Here is a 16552-nt window from a genome sequence, read left to right on the forward strand (position 1 = left end):
AGCGGGTGGCTCCGGCGAGCCCGCCCGCCGGGTGCAGCCGACCCGCGCCAACTGCGTCCACGCGCCGGATGTTGGCGTAGGGTTTCTGGTATGCAGAGCAAGTCCCCGCTTCCGCCCGAGTCAGCGGCCGACCGGGCGGGCGCCGAAGGGGACGTGCCGCAATATCCCATCGGATCGGTGGACCGGGCGCTGAAGCTCATCCTGCTGTTGGGCGAGCAGCCGCAGATCCGGCTGACCGACGCGGCGAGGCACCTGGAGGTCGCATCATCGACGGCTCACCGGTTGCTGGCCATGCTGGCGTACCGGGGATTCGTCCGCCAGGATCCGGTGTCCAAGGCTTATCACCCTGGGCCCGCACTGCTGAGCGTTGCGTTTTCGGTGTTCAACCGGATCGACATCGAGGGTGCGGCAAAACCGGTGCTGGCGCGCCTCAGCGAGCGCCTGAGGGAATCGGTCCATCTGGGCATGCTCGAGGGCGCCAACGTGCGGTTCATCGCCGCGGCCGAGGGGCCGACTGCGGTTCGGGTGGCATCACGACACGGCCGCGCGATGCCGGCGCATTGCACCTCCACGGGTAAGGCCCTACTGGCGCGGCTGTCTGACGCCGACTTCCTCCGGCTCTACCCCGATGAGCAGCTCCCGCGCCTCACGGCCCATTCCGTGGGCACCCGCACCGAGCTGCAGCGCGAGCTCGCCCGGGTGCGACAGCAGGGATACGCGGTGAGCCGCGAGGGCAGCGAGGACGGTGTCGCCTCCGTGGCGGTGGGGATCGCGGCCCGGGCGCCCGGTGTGCTCCTGGCGCTGAACGCCGCAGCGCCTATTCACCGACTCAGCGCCGCGCAGTACGACGGGGTGGCCGATGTGCTGAGCGAGGCGGCCACCGAGATCGCTGCCCGGATCGGTTGACCGAGCGTCGGCGCGGCTGTCGCGGATTGGCTGGGGCTAAACCGGGTGAAACACGCGGCTGGCGATGAAGTTCGGTCGAGCAACGGTGGCGCCGAACGGCTCCACGAGCGCGTTGTCCACGCTGTTGTAGACGATGAACACATTCGAGCGCGCGTACGGGGTGATGTTGCTGCTCGACCCGTGCATGCAGTTGCTGTCGAAGAACACCGCAGAGCCGGCGGGGCCGGTGATCTGCCGGATTCCGCACCGATCGGCCAACCAGCTCAGGCTCGCGTCGTCGGGCGTGCCGATCTGCTGCTCGGTGAGAGACGAGCGGTAGTGGTCCGGTGGCGTGCGACCCGGGCAGGAGACGAACCAGCGGTGCGAGCCGGGCATGATCATCAGCGACCCATTGGTGTCCCGGTTCTCGGTGAGGGCCACCGAGACGCTGACGGCGCGGGGAGCCGGCATGCCGTCCTCGGCGTGCCAGGTCTCAAAGTCAGAGTGCCAATAGAACTCTCGGCCGTTGAAGCCCGGCTTGAAGTTGACTCGGCTCTGGTGCACATAGACATCGGAGCCGAGCAGCTGGCGGGCCGGACCCACCAGGCGCGGATCGGCCACCAGCGTCGCGAAGGCCGGGCTGATCCGGTGCACCTCGAAGATCGACCGGATCTGCGCGCTGTCGCGTTCGCAGATCGAACGCTCGTCGGCGGCCAGGGCGGGGTCGGCGCGCAGGCGGTCCAGCTCGCCGCGCAGGTCGGTCACGATCTCGGGGCTGAGCAGGGGAGTGACGGTCAAGAACCCGTCGGTGTCGAACGGCTCGACCGCGGCCGGGCTCAGCGGACCGCCGTTGGTGCCGGGTGCCCATACCACTGGGTCGCGGCGGGGCTCGATGCCGATCGCGACGTTGTTGCGGGTGGGATAGCGGTCGGCGACGGCGGTCGTCACGGCGCGGTCTCCTGGGGCTGTTCGGCCAGCAGCGGGTAGGCGCCGTTCGCGTCGTGGACCTCCTGGCCGGTCACCGGCGGGTCGAAGACGCACACCATGCGCAGGTCGGTGTGGGCCGCCACCCGGTGGCGCTCGTGGCCGTCGAGCAGATACAGGGTGCCGTCGCGCAACGGGTGCACCTCGCCGGTCTCGTCGTTGATCAGCTCCCCTTCCCCGCCGACGCAGTACACCGCCTCGACATGGTTGGCGTACCACATCGAGGTTTCGGTACCGGCGTACAGACAGGTCTCGTGCAGGGAGAATCGCTGGCCGTCACGCGCCAGCAGCAGTCGCTGGCTGTTCCAGGTCTTGGACGTGACATCGCGGTCGGTGCCCTTGATCTCGGCGAGGGTTCGGACGATCATCGGCTGGCTCCTGACGTGGTGGTGGTGAGTTCACGGGTGGCGACGGTTTCGATCGACGCAGCGGTGATCAGCAGTCCTTCGGCCAGGTCGTCGTCGTCGATGACCAACGGGGGCATGAGTTTTACGACTTCGCCGTCGGGGCCGGAGGTCTCCAGCAGCAGGCCGCGTCCGAAGGCCTCGCGGCACACCGCGCCGGCCAGCTCCGGGCGGTCGAAGGCCACCCCGCGGATCAGGCCGCGGCCCCGGACGGTGGCCCCGGGGATCGGATCCACCACGTCGCGCAGTGCCTGCTCGACCAGTTCGCCCTTGCGCAGCACGGATTTCTCCAGACGATCGTCCGTCCAGAAGTTCAGCGCCGCTGCGGCCGTGACGAACGACGGGTTCTGCCCGCGGAAGGTGCCGTTGTGCTCGCCGGGCTCCCAGACGTCCAGTTCCGGCTTCAGCAGCGTCAGCGCCATGGGCAGCCCGTAGCCGCTGATGGACTTCGAGAGGCAGACGATGTCGGGGACGATCCCGGCCGCCTCGAAACTGAAGAACGGTCCGGTGCGCCCGCAACCCATCTGCACGTCGTCGACGATCAGCAACAGGTCATGGCGCCGGCACAATTCGGAAAGGCCGCGCAGCCATTCCAGGCGCGCCACGTTGATGCCGCCCTCGCCCTGGACCGTCTCGACGATCACCCCCGCGGGGTCGTTGAGTCCGCTGCCGCTGTCCTCGAGCAGGCGCTCGAACCACAAGAAGTCGGGGACCACACCGTCGAGGTAGTTGTCGTAGGGCATCGGGGTGGCGTGCACCAGCGGAATGCCCGCCCCGCCGCGCTTCATCGAATTGCCGGTGACGCTCAGCGAGCCCAGGGTCATGCCGTGGAAGGCGTTGGTGAAGCTGATGATGCTCTCCCGGCCGGTGACCTTGCGCACCAGTTTCAGAGCCGACTCCACCGCGTTGGTTCCGGTCGGCCCGGGAAACTGGACTTTGTAGTCCAGTTCGCGTGGTTTGAGGATCACCTCGTCGAAGCGCCTCAGGAATTCGGCCTTGGCCGTGGTGTTCATGTCCAGGCTGTGCACCACCCGATCCGAACTCAGGTATTCCAGCAGGGGAGCCCGCAGGTCGGGGTGGTTGTGGCCGTAGTTGAGCGCACCGGCGCCGGCGAAGAAGTCCAGGTAGGGCCTGCCCTCGACATCCCACATCCGAGAACCGCTGGCGCGGTCGAACGTCACCGGCCATGACCGGCAGTAACTGCGCACCTCGGATTCGAGCGCATCAAAAATCGTCATAGTTCCCCCGTCCGTCGGTCGCTGACAACGGAACGGAACGACAGGTCGCCATCACACTCGTGCCGTGGGTGATTCTCGGCTCGACCCACCACCCCGTTCGGATCCCCCCGCCTGCCTCTCCCGGGGCCCACGGTTATCTGTTCGTGACCTTACCGAGACCAATTTGTTATCTCAACCCGGCCACGCCTCACAGGCGTCGTGGTTGTACCCGAAGCGGGCCGATGCGAAACAGTTCTTCTGCCAGATGGGATTCGGCGAACAAACCCGCTTCGAACAGCTCCGAACACGCCAGCGGCGCGTCCCACCGGCGCGCGAAGGCCGCGAACAGCCGCCGGCTGGCGGCGTTATCCGGTGTGATCGAGGTCTCAACGTGCGTAACGCCCTCGGCGACGTGGCGGGAAGCGAGGTGATCCAGCATCAGGCCGGCCAGTCCGACTCCGCGGTGCGCGGCGTCGACCGCCACCTGCCAGATCATCAGGACCTCCGGATGCGTGGGGCGCCGATAGCCGGTCACGAACCCCCCCGGGCGCCCATCGACCTCGGCGATCACCGATGTGGCCGCGAAATCACGGCACCACAACAGGTAGGCGTAGGGGGCATTGACGTCGAGAGTCGCGCTGTCGACGGCCATCCGCCAAAGGCTCGGGCCGTCCGCCACGGTCGGTGTCCGAAGCCGGACACGATCCGTATCGCTCATCGTTTCGACGGTACTGGGCGGCCGGCCTCAGGGCGCGGCAGGCGGGCTGGGCGGTGGCGCCGGCGGCATCCGCAGGGTGCGCAGCGCCTCCAGCGGTGAGCGACCTTCGGGTTCGGCTTTCACCGGGACCAACCGCAGTGCGGCCAGCGGAAACAGTCCGCACAGAGCGAACGACAGGGGGTAGCCGACGGCGCCGATCAATGCGCCGAAAATCGGGGGAGCGATCCCGGCGGTCAGCCGCTGAGTGGTGTTCTGGATGCCCAGCGCGCGCCCGCTCCAGTACGGTCCCGCCATCTCGGCCACCGCGGTGGAGGCCAATCCGTTGTCCAGCACGGTGATCACCGCCGCGACCACCATCGCGGCTTCGGCAAGCCGGGAATGCAGGTGATCGGTGGCCCCCAGAGCCAGCATCGCGAGCGCTCCGGCGAGGGCGAGGCCGCGGATCGGGCGCAACCGCGACCCCACGCGGTCCGACCACCGGCCGGCAGCCACCCGGCCCGCCGCGCCCAGCAGCTGCGACACCGTCACCAGCCCACCCGCGGCGGCGATCGACCAGTGGGTGTCCACTATCAGCCACACCAACATGAATGTGGCGAGCACACACTGCGGCACCATCAGCAGCGCCGAGGACAAGTGGATGCGCCACAACACCTTCGAATTGCTGTACGGGCTGGCGAGTTCCGCGCCGGAGGCCGCAGACCGCGGCCGGCGCGGCGGATCGACCACCCCGATCACACACGCCACCGCTGCCACCGCGGTCAACGTTGCCGGGAACATCAGTGCCCGCGCCAGCCCGTGCTCAGCCAACTCGGGAATCACCTCGGCCCCCAGCGCGATTCCCAGGGGCTGCGCGGTCTGGCGGATCCCCATCACCAGTCCGCGCTGGTGCGGGGGAAACCAGCCCGTCACCAACCGGCCGCTGGCGCTGTTGGCGCTAGCCGCGGCCATACCACCCAGAAACAGGAAGGCGCCCACACCGACCAGCGAGTGCGTCGAGGCCGCCGCGAACGTGGCCAGCGCCGTCAGTGCCGATCCGACACTCAACACGATGCGCTCGCCGACCCGGTCCAGCAGAGCGCCCCACGCGAACAGCGTCAAGACCATGCCGAAACTGGGCATCGACGCCAGCAGGCCGGCCATCGCCAGATTGGTCTCCCGCTTGGTCTCCAGCATCGGGATGACGAAGGCGATGCCGTTGATGAAGACGAACGAGCACAACGTCGCCAGCAGGGCGACGATCATCACCGACCAGCGAGCGGCTGTGCCGATCGACTCGGTGGACATCCGACCATGCTTCCACAGGCCGGCCTGGTGGGACGGTGAAGGTGGGCGGGTCGATGGCGGGCCGTCTGGGCCGCTTGGAGGCCGGCTTGGGCTGGTTGATGGCGGCCCGCTTCGCCCGGCTCCGCCGCGCTTGCGGCCGGCTTGGGCTGGTTGATGGCGGCCCGCTTCGCCCGGCTCCGCCGCGCTTGCGGCCGCCATTAGGCTTGCTGGAATGCGCCTAGGCCGAATTGCCAGCCCGGACGGCGTCGCCTTCGTCAGCCTTGAAGGGGACCCCGACCGGCCACACGAGATGACCGCCCGCGAGATCGCCGAGCACCCCTTCGGCACACCGGAGTTCACCGGCCGTTCCTGGCCGCTGGCGGACGTGCGGCTGCTGGCGCCGATCCTGGCCAGCAAGGTGGTCTGCATCGGCAAGAACTACGCCGCCCACATCACCGAAATGGGTGGTGCCCCACCGGCCAACCCGGTGATGTTCCTCAAACCCAACACCGCGATCATCGGACCCAACGTGCCGATTCAGCTGCCAGCCAACGCTTCCCCGGTCCACTACGAAGGTGAGCTGGCCGTGGTCATCTCACGTCCCTGCAAGGACGTTCCGGCCGCGCGGGCCCGCGACAACATCCTGGGCTACACCATCGGCAACGACGTGTCGGCACGTGACCAGCAGCAGTCTGACGGGCAATGGACCCGGGCCAAAGGCCACGACACCTTCTGTCCGATCGGGCCGTGGATCGTCACCGACCTCGACCCGGCTGACCTGGCCATTCGCACCGAGGTCAACGGGGTGGTCAAGCAGGACAGCCGGACATCGCTGATGATGCACGACGTAGGCGCCATCGTGGAATGGGTCTCCGCGGTGATGACGCTGCTGCCCGGCGACATCATCCTTACCGGCACCCCCGAAGGTGTCGGTCCCATCGAGCACGGTGACACCGTGTCCATCGCCGTTGAAGGCATCGGCACCCTGTCCAATCCGGTTATCCGCAAAGGAAAGTAGTGACCACATCTGGTGTTCGTGTCCGGTTCTGCCCCTCGCCGACCGGCACTCCGCACGTCGGGCTGATCCGTACCGCCCTGTTCAACTGGGCCTACGCCCGCCATACCGGCGGCACCATGGTGTTCCGGGTGGAGGACACCGACGCCGAGCGCGACAGCGAGGAGAGCTACCTGGCGTTGCTCGACGCACTGCGCTGGCTGCACCTCGACTGGGACGAGGGCCCCGAGGTGGGCGGACCCTACGGGCCGTACCGGCAGTCCGAGCGCGCCGATATCCACCGTGATGTGGTGGCGCGGTTGCTGGCGGCGGGGGAGGCCTACGAGGCGTTCTCCACGCCGGAGGAGGTCGAGGCCCGTCACCGCGCCGCCGGGCGCAACCCCAAGCTGGGTTACGACAACTTCGACCGGGACCTGACCGCCGACCAGCGGGCGGCCTACCTCGCCGAGGGCCGCAAGCCCGTGGTGCGACTGCGGATGCCCGACACCGAGCTGGGCTGGACGGACCTGGTCCGCGGGCCGACGGTCTTTCCGGCGGGCACCGTGCCCGACTTCGCCCTGACCCGGGCCAACGGCGACCCGCTGTACACGTTGGTCAACCCGGTCGACGACGCCATGATGAAGATCACCCACGTGCTGCGCGGCGAGGACCTGTTGCCGTCCACCCCGCGGCAGATCGCGCTGTATCAGGCTTTGATGCGTATCGGTGTGGCCGAGCGGATTCCGGAATTCGGGCACCTGCCAACCGTTTTAGGCGAAGGCACCAAGAAGCTGTCCAAACGTGACCCGCAGTCGAATCTCTTCGCGCACCGGGACCGGGGATTCATCCCGGAGGGTCTGTTGAACTACCTGGCGCTGCTGGGCTGGTCCATCGCCGACGACCGTGATGTGTTCAGCATGGAGGAGATGGTTGCCGCGTTCGACGTGGTGAACGTCAACTCCAACCCGGCCCGGTTCGACCAGAAGAAGGCCGATGCGATCAACGCCGAGCACATCCGGCTGCTCGACCTGGACGACTTCACGGCCCGGCTGCGCAGCTATCTGGATGCCCACGGCCATGACACCGGCCTGGACGACGCCGGCTTTGCGGTGGCCGCCGGCTTGGTGCAGACCCGCATCGTGGTGCTCGGCGACGCCTGGCCGCTGTTGAAGTTCTTCAACGACGAGCACTACGAGCTGGAGCCGCGTGCCGCCGCCAAGGAGCTGGGCCCGGAGTCGGCCCCGGTGCTCGACGCTGCCATCACCGCTCTGGAGGCCGTGCAGGACTGGACCACCGCCTCCATCGAGGAAGCGCTGAAGGCGGCGCTGCTGGACGGACTGGGCCTCAAACCGCGCAAGGCGTTCGGTCCGGTCCGGGTCGCCGTCTCCGGCGGTCTGGTCAGCCCGCCGCTGTTCGAGTCGCTGGAATTGCTGGGCTCGCGACGCAGCTTGGACCGGTTGCGGACCGCCCGGGCCGGGGTAGGGGAAGCGCGATGACAACTTCGGCGTAGAAGTTTGGTAGTCTGCTCGTCGGCCCAAGAACGTCAGGCCAGCAGTGCCCGCCAGGCACGCTGACCAGCGGTGATGGCCGGCCAATGGGGTATGGTGTAATTGGCAACACAGCTGATTCTGGTTCAGCCATTCTAGGTTCGAGTCCTGGTACCCCAGCAAAAGCGGTCCGCTGCAAGCGATTAGGTGGGCCGTTTGGGTTGAGCTATGCTGGCAACCCGGAAATGTTCTAGCCCCCGTCGTCTAGCGGCCTAGGACGCCGCCCTCTCACGGCGGTAGCGTGGGTTCGAATCCCATCGGGGGTACATCGCAAAGGGCCCGCACCTTCTCGAAGGTGCGGGCCCTTTCCCGTGTCTGGCGAGTTGTCTTCAGTCTTCGGTGGCGGCAGTGGTTCCACCCAGCGGCATCGCCGGCAGGCCGAGCTTGCGGTGATCCCAGGAGCGGGTGCGCGACGTGACGATGCGCACAGCCACCCGGTTGTTCATCATGGCGTCGACGGCCGGCTTCATCTCCTCGGAGTAGGGCCCGGTGTAGCGCTCCCAGACGCTGACGCCGACCCGGAAGAGGATGTCCGGGTCGTCGACGATCTCCGCGACGCCGTCGAAGGCCGCCCCGCGCAGTGTGTCGTACGTCTCGCCGGCCTCCAGCAGGAAGGTGACCCGCGGATCGCGGCGCACGTTCACGGCCTTCTGGGACTTCGCCTTGGTTTCGAGCCAGATCTCGCCGTCGAGCACCGCGTACCACATCGCCGTCAGGTGGGGCCGACCGTCGGGGCCGATGGTGGCCAGCGTTCCGGTGCGGTGGTTGGTGACGAAGTCGGCGACCTCGGCGTCGGTCATGACGATCTGTGCGCGCTGTTTGGTTCCCATGTGTGCAGTCTGTCAGGCAGACCGGATGCCCCGGCGAGCAGACGCGAGTCAGCCGGCGCATGCCGCCGGTGTGGGGGCAGCCCGGCGCCCGCGCCGCGTTCTACAGTCGCTCGGTGAGCGCGTCGGCGGCCGCGAGCAGGTCGGCGGCCCAGCGTGCCCCCGGACGTCGGCCCATCCGGTCGATCGGGCCCGAGACCGAGATGGCTGCCACCACCGTGCCGCGGCGATCGCGCACCGGCGCCGACACGCTGGCCACCCCCGGCTCGCGTTCGGCGATGCTCTGCGCCCAGCCCCGCCGGCGGATCTCCGCCAGGGTGCGACTGGTGAACGCCGCCTTCGACAGCATGTCCTGCTGAATCGTGGGCTCGGCATAGGCCAACAGGACTTTGGCCCCCGAACCGGCGGTCATCGGCAGCCGGGAACCGATCGGCACGGTGTCGCGCAGCCCGGCAGGGGGTTCCAGCGCCGCGACACAGACCCGTTCGGCGCCCTCCCGGCGGTACAACTGCACGCTTTCCCCGGTGATCTCCCGCAGCCGTGGCAGGACCGCCGCGCCGGCAGCCCGGAGCGGATCGTCGGCGTGGACCGCCAGTTCGCTGACGGCGGGACCTATCTGCCAGCGCCCCTCGGTGTCGCGCCCGAGCAGTCGGTGGGCTTCCAGTCCCGCGGCCAGCCGGTGCGCGGTGGCGCGGGGCAGGCCGGTGCGGTCGCACAGTTCGGCCAGTCCGCAGGGCGATTCGGCGATCGAGTGCAGTACCGCCAATGCTTTGTCCAGAACGCCGATGCCGCTATGCTGTCCCATATAGAGATACTAGCGTCTCAGAATATGAGACTTTCAGATTTGGGGATGGCAATGACCGAGCAGCCTCGCACCCTGGCCGAAAAGGTTTGGGCAGACCACGTCGTGGTATCCGGCGGCGGGACTGAACCCGACCTGATCTACATCGACCTGCACCTGGTGCACGAAGTGACCAGTCCGCAGGCCTTCGAGGGGCTGCGGCTGGCCGGCCGTCCGGTCCGGCGCCCGGATCTGACCATCGCCACCGAGGACCACAACGTGCCCACGGTGGACATCGACAAGCCGATCGCCGACCCGGTGTCCCGGACCCAGGTCGAGACGCTGCGGCGCAACTGCGCCGAGTTCGGCATCCGGTTGCACCCCATGGGCGATCTCGATCAGGGGATCGTGCACATCATCGGCCCGCAACTGGGGCTCACCCAGCCGGGCACGACGGTGGTCTGCGGCGACAGCCACACCTCCACACACGGCGCATTCGGGGCGCTGGCAATGGGCATCGGCACGTCCGAGGTCGAACACGTGCTGGCCACCCAGACGCTGCCGCTGCGCCCGTTCAAGACGATGGCGGTCAATGTCGACGGGCAGCTCGCCGACGGCGTGACGGCCAAGGACATCATCTTGGCGGTGATCGCCCAGATCGGCACCGGCGGCGGCCAGGGCTACGTCATCGAGTACCGCGGCAGCGCCATCGAAGCACTGTCGATGGAGGCCCGGATGACGATCTGCAACATGAGCATTGAGGCCGGCGCTCGGGCCGGAATGGTCGCTCCCGACGAGACCACCTACGAGTATCTGCGGGGCAAGCCGCACGCGCCCACCGGCGCGGATTGGGACGCCGCGGTGGCCTATTGGAGTAGCCTGCGCACCGACCCCGGTGCCACGTTCGACGCTGAGGTCCACCTCGACGCGGCTGCGCTGACACCGTTCGTCACGTGGGGCACCAACCCCGGCCAGGGCGTCCCACTGGGCGCCGAAGTGCCCGACCCCGAGTCGATCACCGACGAGGCGGAACGGCGCGCCGCAGAGAAGGCGTTGGCCTACATGGACCTTGCGCCGGGCACGCCGATGCGCGACATTCCGGTCGACACCGTCTTCGTCGGATCCTGCACCAACGGCCGTATCGAGGACCTGCGTGCGGTTGCCGAGGTGCTGCGCGGACGCCAAGTCGCCGACGGGGTGCGCATGCTCGTGGTGCCGGGCTCGATGCGCGTGCGCAATCAAGCCGAAGCAGAAGGCCTCTCCGAGGTTTTCACCGCGGCGGGTGCCGAGTGGCGCCAACCCGGATGCTCGATGTGCCTGGGGATGAACCCGGATCAGCTGTCACCCGGTCAGCGCTCGGCGTCGACGTCCAACCGCAATTTCGAGGGCCGGCAGGGCAAGGGTGGACGCACCCATCTGGTCTCCCCGGCCGTAGCCGCCGCCACCGCTGTCCGCGGCAGGCTCTCGGCCCCCGCCGACTTGAACTGACCGCCACGGCCTTTTAAAGGAGCCTAGTCATGGAAGCTTTCCACACTCACACCGGAATCGGCGTCCCGCTGCGCCGGTCCAATGTCGACACCGACCAGATCATTCCCGCGGTCTATTTGAAGCGCATCACCCGGACCGGCTTTGAGGACGGCCTGTTCGCCACGTGGCGCACCGACCCCTCCTTCGTGCTGAATCTCAGCCCGTTCGACAAAGGTTCGGTGCTGGTGGCGGGGCCGGACTTCGGCACCGGGTCGTCGCGGGAGCACGCCGTGTGGGCGCTGCTCGACTACGGGTTCCGGGTGGTGATCTCGTCGCGATTCGCCGACATCTTCCGGGGCAATGCCGGCAAGGCAGGGCTGCTGGCCGCCCAGGTGGCCCAGGATGATGTGGAACTGCTGTGGAAGCTCATCGAGCAGAGCCCGGGTCTGGAAATCACTGTCAATCTTCAAGATCGGAATATCACCGCCGGAACGGTGGTGGTGCCGTTCACGATTGATGACTACACCGCCTGGCGATTGTCCGAAGGGCTCGACGATATAGGCCTTACGCTGCGGAAACTCGAAGATATCGACACATTTGAGGCTGCTCGGCCGAGCTGGAAGCCGCGCACCCTGCCTGCTTCCTGAGGCGGCGTAACGAGCCTTAATTTCCGTTGGGCGCGGGGCTGTGACCGGCGTTCAAGGGCGGTAACCGGATTACCGAATTCGCCCATAATCTCGTCTGAAATTGCGCGTGGCTCTTGGATATCTGTGGTATCAGGGATTACCGTGTGCACTAGTCGGCTCAAGTAGGGCCACTGGTCTCGGAGGGATTGGATGAACAAAGCAGAGCTCATCGACGTGCTCACAAAGGAATTGGACACCGACCGCCGGTCGGCGACCGAGGCCGTTGAGCATTTCGTCAATGCCATTGTGCGCGCCGTCCACAAGGGTGAGAGCGTCACCATCACCGGGTTCGGTGTCTTCGAGCGTCGTCGTCGCGCCGCGCGCGTCGCCCGCAATCCCCGCACCGGTGAAACGGTCAAGGTGAAGCCGACGTCAGTTCCCGCATTCCGCCCCGGCGCGCAGTTCAAGGCGATTGTTTCTGGCGCGCAGCGCGTCCCGGCTGAGGGACTCGCCGTCAAGCGTGGTGCTGGTACCAGCACCACCGCGGCCAAGGCGGCGAAGAAGTCGCCGGCCAAGAAGGCCACCAAGGCTGCGGCGAAGAAGACCGCCGCCAAGGCCACCACCAAGGCGGCAGCCAAGGCCCCGGCCAAGAAGGCTCCGGCCAAGAAGGCCGTGACCAAGGCGGCTCCGGCCAAGAAGGCTGTGACCAAGGCTCCGGCCAAGAAGGCTGTGACCAAGGCTCCGGCCAAGAAGGCTGTGACCAAGGCTCCGGCCAAGAAGGTCGTTGCGAAGAAGGCCCCGACCAAGGCGGCTCCGGCCAAGAAGGTCGTCGCGAAGAAGGCCGCGACCAAGGCGACTCCCGCCAAGAAGGCTCCGGCCAAGAAGGCCGCGACCAAGGCTCCGGCTCGCAAGGGCCGCAAGTAACCACAAACAGCCGAGCGCCGCGGGGCCATCCCCGCGGCGCTCGGTCGTTTTATGTCGACTTGTGGCGGGCCAGCGGGCTGCCGAGATGATCGGCGGCGACCAGCCGGCCACCCGACAGCGACAGCACCCAGGTGCTGCCCTTGCGATTGCGCGACTTGTCGGGCTTGATGCCGTCGCGCGCACACCACCAGCCGATCAGGTCGGGAATCACCTTGCCCTGGGTGCAGATAACCGGCGTGCCGCCGAGCTGGGCGATCTCCATAACCCTGCGGCGAGCACGCTTGGGGTTGTGAGAGTAGGCCTCTTCGGTCAGCGCCGGCTCGGCACGCACCTCAACCCCGAGTTCGGCGGCCAGTGGCTCCACCGTCTGTTCACAGCGCACCCGGTCGGCCGCGTACACATCGGTGGCGCCGAAAGCCAGCAGGAGGCCGGTGAGCGCCTCGGCCTGGGCGCGGCCCATCTTGTCCAACGGTCGCTTGCGGTCATCACCGGAGAAGCGTGATCGGCGCCCGGCGGTGCCGTGCCGCACGATCAACACCGTCTCGGTATCGGCGGGCGCCTTGGTGAACCGCCGCAATATCTTCCGGTCGTGGGGGTACTGCAGTTCCTGCATCGCCGCGTCGACCGGCAGCCATGCCAGTTCGTCCACCTCGTCATTGGGCGTGAAGTCTCCGCCCAGGGCCCGGGCGGCCCAGTACCGCACCTTTTTGGTGCCCTGCGCCACCGGGTAGCTGACCGCCCCCAGCCGGCGGCCCAGGTGCGCGTGCTGGCCGGTCTCCTCCAGGATCTCCCGCACGGCGGTCACCGGCTCGTTCTCCCCGGGATCGACCTTGCCCTTCGGCAGAGACCAGTCGTCATAACGGGGGCGGTGAATGACGGCGACTTCGACCGCGCCGTGCCGCATCCGCCACAGCACGGCGCCGGCGGCATGGATCACCTTGTCGGTCGGCGAAGAGCCCTTCGACACCGTCGTTTCGAGCACCTTGCACTCCTGCTAGGTCAGTTCGGGCGGGGCGGTGGATGGGCGGTCGGTCAGGGATTGCGGTGGCGTTCCATCAGCGATACCTGGTGATCGCGGACGGTGGCCCCGTCTTGCGGCTCCGCGGTCCACTGACCGTCTGGACCGAGCTCCCAGCAACGGGTGGCCGGGTCCATCGCGGAATCGAACACATCGCCCAGTTGTGCAGTCAGCCGGGGGTTTTTCACCTGCACCATCACCTCGACGCGGCGGTCCAGATTGCGGTGCATCATGTCGGCGCTGCCGATCCAGAACTCGTCGATGGCGCGGAAGTGGATGATGCGAGAGTGTTCCAGGAACCGGCCGAGAATCGATCGGACGATGATGTTTTCGGAGAAGCCCTCGACGCCGGGCCGCAATGCGCAGATGCCGCGTACCACCAACTCGACACGCACCCCGGCCCGCGAGGCGCGGTAGAGCGCGTCGATCACCTGCTCGTCGACCAGCGAATTGAGCTTGAGCCGGATCCGGCCGAGGCCGGTCTCGCGGTGCGCGGCGACCTCGCGTTCGATGCGTTCGATGATCCCGGTCCGCACGCCGTAGGGCGCCACCAACAGGTTTCGGTAGGCGACTTTGCGTGAATAACCCGTCAAGGAGTTGAACAGGTCCGTCAGGTCGGCGCCGATGTCCGGGTCGGCGGTGAGCAGACCCACGTCCTCGTAAAGCCGTGCGGTTTTGGAGTTGTAGTTGCCGGTGCCGATATGGCAGTACCGCCGGATCGTCGAGCCCTCGCGGCGCACGACGAGGCAGACCTTGCAGTGGGTTTTCAGACCGATCAGTCCGTACACCACGTGCACGCCGGCCTGTTCCAGCTTGCGGGCCCACTTGATGTTGGCCTGCTCGTCGAACCGGGCCTTGATCTCGACCAGGGCCACCACCTGCTTACCGGCCTCGGCGGCGTCGATCAGCGCGGTGACGATCGGTGAATCGCCTGAGGTGCGGTAGAGGGTCTGCTTGATGGCCAGCACCCCCGGGTCGGCGGCGGCCTGCTCGATGAACCGCTGCACACTGGTGGCGAAGGAGTCATAGGGGTGGTGCACCAGCACATCGCCCTCGCGCAGGGTGGCGAAAATGCTTTTGGGAGTCTCCCGTTCGGCGAACGCCGGGTGCGTGGCCGGCACGAAGGTGCGGTCTTTGAGGTCGGGCCGCTCCTGGCCGTAGACCTGCCACAGCGACGAAAGATCCAGCAGGCCGGGCACCTCGATGACGTCGCCGGGGTTCACGTCGAGTTCGCGTAGCAGCAACTCCAGCATGTGCTCGGTCATGTCGTCGGCGACTTCGAGGCGGACCGGCGATCCGAATCTCCGGCGCGCCAGCTCCCGCTCCAGGGCCTGCAGCAGATCCTCGTCCCGGTCCTCTTCGACCTCGAAATCGGCGTTGCGGGTGATGCGGAACGCATGATGCTCGACGATCTCCATGCCGGGAAACAGCACCGGCAGAAACGCCGCGATCAGCTCCTCCATCGGCAGGAATCGGACCCCGCCGTCGGCCCCGGCGTCGAGTTCGACGAAACGGTCGACGTTGTCGGGAACCTTCACCCGGGCGAAGTGACTTCCGCCGTCCTCGGGGCGCTTGACCGTCACCGCCAGGTTCAGACTGAGGCCGCTGACGAACGGGAACGGGTGTGCCGGGTCGACGGCCAGCGGCGTCAGCACTGGGAACACCTGCTCGTGGAAGTACACCGACAACTGGTCTCGTTCGGCAGGCAGCAGGTCGGCCCACGTCACCACGTAGATGCCTTCGTCGGCCAGCGCCGGGCGGACCGAGTCGAGGAACACCCGCGCGTGGTTGGTGGCGATCAGCTGGGTCTGCTCGCCGATCCGGCGCAGTTGCTCACGCGGGGTCAGGCCGTCGGCGGAACGGACCGACAGGCCCATCTCGTCACGGCGTTTGAGGCCGGCGACCCGCACCATGTAGAACTCATCGAGGTTGGAGGCGAAGATCGCCAGAAACTTGGCGCGCTCCAGCAGAGGCAGCGAGGTGTCAGCGGCCAGCGCCAGCACCCGGGAGTTGAAGTCCAGCCAACTCAGTTCGCGGTTGAGATAGCGATCGGCAGGTAGTTCGTCGTGATCGCCGCCGACCGGGAGACCCGCCGTGGCCGCAGGCGGCGCCGTCGGAGTGGAGTCGTTCGGACGCCAGTTGGTATCGATACGCGTCTCGGTGAGCTCGCTGCCCTCAATTTCGTCCACTGATAAATCATTGCTCATAGCGCATGTTGCTGCCACCGGTCTTGGCGTGTGCGAGCGCGCGGGCCGTCGCCATACCGACTCCAAGCCGGCGCGCCACCGCCAGATCCTCGGGCGTGTCGATGTCGCAGCGCAGGCCGGGCCAGGCGCCGGTCAGTTCCAGGGCGCCGGATTGCCGGTGCCGTTTCGAGGAATCCCGGCCGAACCGTGGTTGCAGGGGGGCGCCGAATGCGAACAGCGCCACGGTGCCCATTCCTTGGCGGTCGGCGACAAAGCTGCGCTGATGTGCCTGCGCGGCGGTGATCGCCTCGTCGAGTTCGTACGATTGCAGCGCCGGTAGATCTCCTTGTAAAACAACGATATTCGGTATAGAAGCGGCTACTTTGGCCGCGGCTGCGGCGAGCGCGTTGTTCAGCGGGTCGCCGTGGCCCTCCGGTGTCGGGTCCTGCAGCACTTCCGCGCCCAACTCGGCGGCCGTCGCGGCGGCGGCCTCGTCCGGGGTGACCACGGTGATGTGGTCGAGCCCCCGGGCTTCCAACGCGGCGGTGATGGTGTCGGTCAGCATGGCCAGCGCCACGGCCTCCCGTGCCGGTGCCGGAAATGCCGGCGCCAGCCTCGTCTTGGCCACGCTGAGCCGCTTGACGGCAATGATCACCCCGATACCGGATTCCTCGGCCTGTGCGGAGTTCACCTGACCCATCCTGCCAGCGT

At 67.5% G+C, this 16552-nt stretch carries 16 protein-coding genes and 2 tRNA genes; 8 read left to right on the top strand and 10 right to left on the bottom strand.

The annotated features are described in order from the left end of the window. The first annotated feature begins 90 nt into the window (after positions 1-90). On the top strand, positions 91-906 hold the full coding sequence (locus tag AWC02_RS19985) for an IclR family transcriptional regulator (protein ID WP_085130495.1): 816 nt from the start codon (positions 91-93) through the stop codon (positions 904-906). Between the two features lie 36 nt (positions 907-942). On the opposite strand, the gene thpD is transcribed toward AWC02_RS19985, so the two are convergent. From thpD to AWC02_RS20010, 5 genes are all read right to left on the bottom strand, one after another. Beyond that, positions 943-1833: an ectoine hydroxylase gene (gene thpD, locus AWC02_RS19990; RefSeq protein WP_085130497.1), complete on the bottom strand. Its 891-nt coding sequence runs from the start codon at positions 1831-1833 to the stop codon at positions 943-945. Next, entirely contained in the window at positions 1830-2237 is a 408-nt protein-coding gene (locus AWC02_RS19995) for an ectoine synthase (protein ID WP_085130499.1), read from the bottom strand. Before AWC02_RS19995 ends, thpD begins: the two co-directional genes overlap by 4 nt. After that, positions 2234-3511 (bottom strand): diaminobutyrate--2-oxoglutarate transaminase, encoded by a 1278-nt coding sequence (gene ectB / locus AWC02_RS20000; RefSeq protein WP_085130501.1) that lies wholly within the window; start codon positions 3509-3511, stop codon positions 2234-2236. Before ectB ends, AWC02_RS19995 begins: the two co-directional genes overlap by 4 nt. A gap of 187 nt (positions 3512-3698) precedes the next feature. Continuing rightward, positions 3699-4208, bottom strand: coding sequence for a diaminobutyrate acetyltransferase (gene ectA / locus AWC02_RS20005; RefSeq protein WP_085130503.1), 510 nt, complete (start codon positions 4206-4208; stop codon positions 3699-3701). Positions 4209-4235: 27 nt separating this feature from the next. After that, a complete protein-coding gene (locus AWC02_RS20010) occupies positions 4236-5492 on the bottom strand; it encodes an MFS transporter (protein WP_085130505.1) in 1257 nt (418 codons plus the stop codon). A gap of 211 nt (positions 5493-5703) precedes the next feature. Here AWC02_RS20010 and AWC02_RS20015 point away from each other — a divergent pair, with 211 nt between their 5' ends. The 4 genes from AWC02_RS20015 to AWC02_RS20030 all read left to right on the top strand — a co-directional run bounded on the left by AWC02_RS20015 (position 5704) and on the right by AWC02_RS20030 (position 8278). Next, positions 5704-6489 carry a fumarylacetoacetate hydrolase family protein gene (locus AWC02_RS20015; RefSeq protein ID WP_085130507.1) on the top strand — a complete coding sequence of 262 codons (786 nt, stop codon included), beginning with the start codon at positions 5704-5706 and terminating at the stop codon, positions 6487-6489. Continuing rightward, positions 6489-7961, top strand: coding sequence for a glutamate--tRNA ligase (gltX, locus tag AWC02_RS20020; RefSeq protein ID WP_085130509.1), 1473 nt, complete (start codon positions 6489-6491; stop codon positions 7959-7961). The genes AWC02_RS20015 and gltX overlap by 1 nt, the downstream gene beginning before the upstream one ends. A 99-nt stretch (positions 7962-8060) precedes the next feature. Next, positions 8061-8132 (top strand) — tRNA-Gln (locus tag AWC02_RS20025). A 73-nt stretch (positions 8133-8205) separates the two neighbouring features. Further along, positions 8206-8278 (top strand) — tRNA-Glu (locus AWC02_RS20030). 63 nt (positions 8279-8341) lie between these two features. Here AWC02_RS20030 and AWC02_RS20035 read toward each other — a convergent pair. Continuing rightward, positions 8342-8842: a PPOX class F420-dependent oxidoreductase gene (locus AWC02_RS20035; RefSeq protein WP_085130511.1), complete on the bottom strand. Its 501-nt coding sequence runs from the start codon at positions 8840-8842 to the stop codon at positions 8342-8344. Between the two features lie 100 nt (positions 8843-8942). Beyond that, the gene (locus AWC02_RS20040) at positions 8943-9644 is read right to left on the bottom strand and encodes an IclR family transcriptional regulator (RefSeq protein ID WP_085130513.1); all 702 of its coding nucleotides are present in this window, start codon (positions 9642-9644) and stop codon (positions 8943-8945) included. A 45-nt stretch (positions 9645-9689) separates the two neighbouring features. Here AWC02_RS20040 and leuC point away from each other — a divergent pair, with 45 nt between their 5' ends. The 3 genes from leuC to AWC02_RS20055 all read left to right on the top strand — a co-directional run bounded on the left by leuC (position 9690) and on the right by AWC02_RS20055 (position 12637). Continuing rightward, the gene (gene leuC, locus AWC02_RS20045; RefSeq protein ID WP_085130515.1) at positions 9690-11108 is read left to right on the top strand and encodes a 3-isopropylmalate dehydratase large subunit; all 1419 of its coding nucleotides are present in this window, start codon (positions 9690-9692) and stop codon (positions 11106-11108) included. A 29-nt stretch (positions 11109-11137) separates the two neighbouring features. After that, the gene (leuD, locus tag AWC02_RS20050) at positions 11138-11734 is read left to right on the top strand and encodes a 3-isopropylmalate dehydratase small subunit (RefSeq protein WP_085130517.1); all 597 of its coding nucleotides are present in this window, start codon (positions 11138-11140) and stop codon (positions 11732-11734) included. A 189-nt stretch (positions 11735-11923) separates the two neighbouring features. Continuing rightward, a complete protein-coding gene (locus AWC02_RS20055; RefSeq protein ID WP_085130519.1) occupies positions 11924-12637 on the top strand; it encodes an HU family DNA-binding protein in 714 nt (237 codons plus the stop codon). A gap of 49 nt (positions 12638-12686) precedes the next feature. Here the strand turns inward: AWC02_RS20055 and mutT1 are convergent, their stop codons facing one another. The 3 genes from mutT1 to cofC are packed head-to-tail and all read right to left on the bottom strand — an operon-like array spanning position 12687 to position 16541. After that, positions 12687-13619: an 8-oxo-(d)GTP phosphatase MutT1 gene (gene mutT1 / locus AWC02_RS20060; protein ID WP_085130521.1), complete on the bottom strand. Its 933-nt coding sequence runs from the start codon at positions 13617-13619 to the stop codon at positions 12687-12689. A gap of 50 nt (positions 13620-13669) precedes the next feature. Further along, complete coding sequence (locus tag AWC02_RS20065; RefSeq protein ID WP_085130523.1) at positions 13670-15862, bottom strand: RNA degradosome polyphosphate kinase; 2193 nt, start codon at positions 15860-15862, stop codon at positions 13670-13672. Beyond that, positions 15852-16541 (bottom strand): 2-phospho-L-lactate guanylyltransferase, encoded by a 690-nt coding sequence (gene cofC, locus AWC02_RS20070; RefSeq protein WP_085130525.1) that lies wholly within the window; start codon positions 16539-16541, stop codon positions 15852-15854. The genes AWC02_RS20065 and cofC overlap by 11 nt, the downstream gene beginning before the upstream one ends. Positions 16542-16552: the final 11 nt, after the last annotated feature.

The sequence above is a fragment of the Mycolicibacter engbaekii genome (assembly GCF_002101585.1).
GTDB classification, from domain to species: Bacteria; Actinomycetota; Actinomycetes; order Mycobacteriales; family Mycobacteriaceae; genus Mycobacterium; species Mycobacterium engbaekii.

Excerpts from the sequence above, each read along its gene's own strand:
- AWC02_RS19985 (WP_085130495.1), top strand. The coding sequence starts at position 91 with ATGCAGAGCAAGTCCCCGCTTCCGCCCGAGTCAGCGGCCGACCGGGCG.
- AWC02_RS19995 (WP_085130499.1), bottom strand. The coding sequence starts at position 2,237 with ATGATCGTCCGAACCCTCGCCGAGATCAAGGGCACCGACCGCGATGTC.
- ectB (WP_085130501.1), bottom strand. The coding sequence starts at position 3,511 with ATGACGATTTTTGATGCGCTCGAATCCGAGGTGCGCAGTTACTGCCGG.
- ectA (WP_085130503.1), bottom strand. The coding sequence starts at position 4,208 with ATGAGCGATACGGATCGTGTCCGGCTTCGGACACCGACCGTGGCGGAC.
- AWC02_RS20010 (WP_085130505.1), bottom strand. The coding sequence starts at position 5,492 with ATGTCCACCGAGTCGATCGGCACAGCCGCTCGCTGGTCGGTGATGATC.
- AWC02_RS20015 (WP_085130507.1), top strand. The coding sequence starts at position 5,704 with ATGCGCCTAGGCCGAATTGCCAGCCCGGACGGCGTCGCCTTCGTCAGC.
- AWC02_RS20035 (WP_085130511.1), bottom strand. The coding sequence starts at position 8,842 with ATGGGAACCAAACAGCGCGCACAGATCGTCATGACCGACGCCGAGGTC.
- AWC02_RS20040 (WP_085130513.1), bottom strand. The coding sequence starts at position 9,644 with ATGGGACAGCATAGCGGCATCGGCGTTCTGGACAAAGCATTGGCGGTA.
- leuC (WP_085130515.1), top strand. The coding sequence starts at position 9,690 with ATGGCAATGACCGAGCAGCCTCGCACCCTGGCCGAAAAGGTTTGGGCA.
- leuD (WP_085130517.1), top strand. The coding sequence starts at position 11,138 with ATGGAAGCTTTCCACACTCACACCGGAATCGGCGTCCCGCTGCGCCGG.
- AWC02_RS20055 (WP_085130519.1), top strand. The coding sequence starts at position 11,924 with ATGAACAAAGCAGAGCTCATCGACGTGCTCACAAAGGAATTGGACACC.
- AWC02_RS20065 (WP_085130523.1), bottom strand. The coding sequence starts at position 15,862 with ATGAGCAATGATTTATCAGTGGACGAAATTGAGGGCAGCGAGCTCACC.
- cofC (WP_085130525.1), bottom strand. The coding sequence starts at position 16,541 with ATGGGTCAGGTGAACTCCGCACAGGCCGAGGAATCCGGTATCGGGGTG.